Source organism: Dolichospermum sp. UHCC 0259 (assembly GCF_009711935.1).
Taxonomy (GTDB): domain Bacteria; phylum Cyanobacteriota; class Cyanobacteriia; order Cyanobacteriales; family Nostocaceae; genus Dolichospermum.
In genome coordinates this window covers 1-3,854 of the sequence record NZ_VIKX01000039.1, presented here as the reverse complement: position 1 = coordinate 3,854, position 3,854 = coordinate 1, and the positions used below count along the sequence as shown (strand labels likewise).

Below are 3,854 nucleotides of genomic sequence, written 5' to 3'. Positions count from 1 at the left end.
TATGCTTGTCTTTCAAATGCCTGAAATTCTTTGACACGATCGCCCGCAGCAAATTCGGCTGTGCGTTTGTCTTTATATTTTTCAGGCATAGGCAAATGTTATGTATTACGTCAAGCATAACATTTATATCGCAATTTCGCAAAAAATCAACCAGCGATCGCATACCGCAAACTCTTCAACAGATAGACAATTGAGGCGATTCCTAGGTCGCGCTTCGCTATCGCCTAAAATCACAAATCACAAGAATAGCGATCGCCTAATCATGTCTCATAGTAATAGCGATCGCCCTCAGCAAACCTATAGAAAATATCGTTGAAGTGATCGCCACCAATACAAACAATAATATCAAAACAGCGATCGCTATTTCAATAAACGAATAAATCCTGCTTGTTCAAAATGATGATCGCTTGTTAGAGATTCAGTAATTTTGCGTTCTTCCATGACAATGAAACTAGAACAGTCAACTAGACTCCATTCTTTATCTGGCCTGTTGATTAAAAGTTCCCATGCTTTTGTATCGATTTCTTTGCTGATATGGATAACTTCTACGTAGGGAGAAGTTTTTAGACTTTGGATAAAGGCGATCGCCTTTAGTCTAGGTATGCGAAGCGGGCTAGAAAGTAGAGCAACAAGCTCTGTAACGATATAGCTTGTAGTGATGAGTTTATATTTTTGAGAACGCGCATTTTGATATGTCGTCGCGCTGAGAGAGTGAAAAGGCTGACTGATATCTATCAGATTTGCCCAGCCTGATGTATCGATAAATAGCTCAGGCATTATGGTTTTCTAGTAATTCTTGTCCAAGATAGCGATCGTGATTTGCGCCCCAATCGGGAATGTCACTACGAAAAGCACCAATAAACTCTTCTACAGGATCGTCAGCAAAGGCTTGTATAGTCTGTCCCAGTAATTTAGTGATTAGCTCTTGTGGGGATTGTCCTGCTTTTGCGGCGGCTTTTTGCAAAGGCTCGTAAATATTTTGTGGTAGCTCTAGAGTTATTGTCGTCATGGTTTTAGCCAAAGTAGCCTTTAATATTCATTTTAGCAGATCACCCCTAATCTCAATCACAAAGCGCTCGCCTTCAGTAAACCTATAGAAAACATATCGTTGAAGCGATCGCCTAAAAATTACCACTCACAGTAATTGCGATTACTAGGTCGCGGTTCGCTGTCGCATTCCCGATACTCAAAATTTATTTATCTAAACTTGAACTAACGGCTGATTGTTTATAGATGAACGAGGTTGAATCGTATTTTGAATTTCTTCTCCCATTAACTCTTCGGCTAGGCGTAACTCATAAGCTTTTTGCAAATTAAGCCATAGTTCTGCACCAGTGCCAAACCATCGTCCTAGACGTAATGCTGTGTCAGCAGTGATACCTCTTTGCCCTTTGAGGATTTGCGTAATCCGATTTGTGGGTATATGGAGCGATCGCGCTAGTTCTGATGCGCTAATCCCAAGCTCTTTTAGTTCATCGGATAAGATTTCGCCAGCGTGAATTGCAGGTCGTGCCATAGTTGTTTTCTCCCTTAGTGATAATCAACAATTTCGATATTAAATGGGCGATTTTCTGTTTCTGTCCACTCAAAACAAATACGCCATTTGTCCGCCACATCATCGAATTTATTAACTATCTTTTTTCCTACTTCGCTTTTTCTTCTCGACTTTGAACAGTGGCGCACTTAGGGCTTCATAGAGACTAAATAAATACTCAATGCGATTTATTTCGCTCACGAAGGGCTGGGGACGATAGCAAAGGTCAACGGCTTTATCTAGGGCTTGATGTGCCTTTACTAAGTCGGGCGGCATGGTGAGAGGATCGTAAAGATTGGCGAGGCTACTATCAGGATATTTTGCCCTTGTGTCTAATACTTTTTGTGCGGCAGTTTCGACTTTTTGCTTTTGTTTGTCGCTGACATTTTCAGGGAATGGATAGTTGTTGTAAACGATTGTATTGGAATAGCGAAAATCACTTTTTAATCTTCCACAGACATACTTAACCCAAGTCATGTGCATTTCAGATGTGAGAACACCAAAAATATAGAGATCGCCATTAGGGATAGTAATACAACTATCACTAGCGATCGCTTTGCTATCAAAAAATCCCATTGGAATATATTTTCGATTTTCTGATGAAACCCTTGGTACGAGTACATAGTTACTATTAGGTTGTCTGTTTTCAGTGAATACTGTAGGAAAATCTGCCCACTTTACTGTCGCTTGTTTGGTGCTTGATAGACGCATTTTGCGAACTTTGCTTACTCTATCCATTAACACTGGTAGTTGCTTTAATTCATTCGGCTGAATATCTGTAAGCCAAAAGCACCAGCGAGTTTTCCCATTTAGAAATTCATCTGCTGAAATAAAAAGTCGAATAAATTTTGTACCAGATGGCTCTTGAAGAACATATTGACTTTTATCTTCATCAGTTAGTAAAAGATTTCCTCCGTCAGTTGGCTGGCTACCTTTGAGCATTTCAGGCACATTACAAATCGGCTTACCTCTTTTTAAAATGATCAGATCACTTCCTTCAGTTAAATATGGATTAATATTTTTGGTTTTTCTTTCTGTTGGTTCGCTTTTAATATCTACATACTCAAAAAGTCTCTTGTTATCAACATCCTGCAACCCGAAGCCAATAATTACACAATGCACAGCCGCATTACCTTTTGCCTCATTACTCCAGCTAAAAGTCCGATGAGCAAAATGAATTTTAATCTTGTATCGGTTATAAAGCTCTTGCCAGAGAATACCTACCTGCTCACCTTGCGAAATAGAACTTGTACTAACAAAAGCACAACGAATATTTGTATCTTGAATTAGCTGTGCTGCCTTGATATACCAAGGTGTTACATAGTCCAATACACCCGCACCATTTACCCCAGCAAATATCTTCTCCATATCTGCTTTTTGTTTAGCGTTTTGTAAATGTTTCCCGACAAATGGAGGATTTCCTAAAATAAAATTTAACTTCTCTTTTTCAACAACCGATCCCCAATCAATCCGCAACGAATTACCATGCACAATCTTCGCCGCTTTCTTCAATGGTAAACGCACAAAATACTGCCCAAACTCATTACTCACCTTCACATTCATCTGATGATCGATCAACCACATCGCCACCTCAGCAACCCGCACCGCAAACTCATCATATTCAATCCCCGCAAACTGATCCACATCCACTTGAATAATTGAGCTAATATCCGTCACCAACTGCCCACTCTTATTCAATTCCAACAAAATCAAAATCTCTAAATCTCGCAATTCTCGATAGGTAATAATCAAGAAATTACCACAACCACAGGCAGGATCAAGAAAATGTAAATTCGCAATCTTTTTATGTAATGCTTCTAATTTGCCCTTACTACCCTTAGCCTTCTCAAATTCAGTATACAGATCATCCAAAAAAAGCGGCTTAATCAACTTTTGAATATTCTTCTCAGAAGTGTAATGCGCTCCTAAATTACGCCGTTCTGTCTGATTCATCACTGCCTGAAACATTGATCCAAAAATTGCAGGAGAAATTTTACCCCAATCAAAAGCACAAGCCTTTAACAACATTTCACGCATCTGCTTATCAAAAGCAGCAGGTTGTACAGTCTCTTCAAATAACTTCCCATTCACATAGGGAAACTGTGCTAAATTCTCATCTAAATTTTTTAACCGCTTCTCATTTGGGGTATTTAAAATATGGAAAATTGAAGCAATGTGCATCGCCAAATCACTGCCATCTTCCTTCGTATGCAAATCAATATATTCCCAAAAAACCCCCTTATTAAAAATGCCTGTATCATCAGCAAGTAACTGTTCACACTCCCCCACTAAAAAGGAATTAGGAAGTAACAGGGATAGG

General features: G+C 39.3%; 5 protein-coding genes. 1 reads left to right on the top strand and 4 read right to left on the bottom strand.

The features are described 5' to 3' along the window. Positions 1-100 precede the first annotated feature (100 nt). Positions 101-316 (top strand): hypothetical protein, encoded by a 216-nt coding sequence (locus FJR05_RS03665; protein ID WP_168642857.1) that lies wholly within the window; start codon positions 101-103, stop codon positions 314-316. 44 nt (positions 317-360) lie between these two features. Here the strand turns inward: FJR05_RS03665 and FJR05_RS03660 are convergent, their stop codons facing one another. From FJR05_RS03660 to FJR05_RS03645, 4 genes are all read right to left on the bottom strand, one after another. Next, positions 361-777, bottom strand: a complete 417-nt coding sequence (locus FJR05_RS03660) for a type II toxin-antitoxin system VapC family toxin (protein ID WP_168642856.1) — start codon at positions 775-777, stop codon at positions 361-363. After that, positions 770-1,009, bottom strand: a complete 240-nt coding sequence (locus FJR05_RS03655; protein ID WP_168642855.1) for a hypothetical protein — start codon at positions 1,007-1,009, stop codon at positions 770-772. Before FJR05_RS03655 ends, FJR05_RS03660 begins: the two co-directional genes overlap by 8 nt. Before the next feature lie 192 nt (positions 1,010-1,201). Next, the gene (locus FJR05_RS03650; protein ID WP_168466847.1) at positions 1,202-1,516 is read right to left on the bottom strand and encodes a HigA family addiction module antitoxin; all 315 of its coding nucleotides are present in this window, start codon (positions 1,514-1,516) and stop codon (positions 1,202-1,204) included. A gap of 111 nt (positions 1,517-1,627) precedes the next feature. Continuing rightward, the coding region (locus FJR05_RS03645) for a DNA methyltransferase (RefSeq protein ID WP_168642854.1) at positions 1,628-3,854 on the bottom strand (2,227 nt) is incomplete at its 5' end.

Excerpts from the sequence above, each read along its gene's own strand:
- FJR05_RS03665 (WP_168642857.1), top strand. The coding sequence starts at position 101 with ATGTATTACGTCAAGCATAACATTTATATCGCAATTTCGCAAAAAATC.
- FJR05_RS03660 (WP_168642856.1), bottom strand. The coding sequence starts at position 777 with ATGCCTGAGCTATTTATCGATACATCAGGCTGGGCAAATCTGATAGAT.
- FJR05_RS03655 (WP_168642855.1), bottom strand. The coding sequence starts at position 1,009 with ATGACGACAATAACTCTAGAGCTACCACAAAATATTTACGAGCCTTTG.
- FJR05_RS03650 (WP_168466847.1), bottom strand. The coding sequence starts at position 1,516 with ATGGCACGACCTGCAATTCACGCTGGCGAAATCTTATCCGATGAACTA.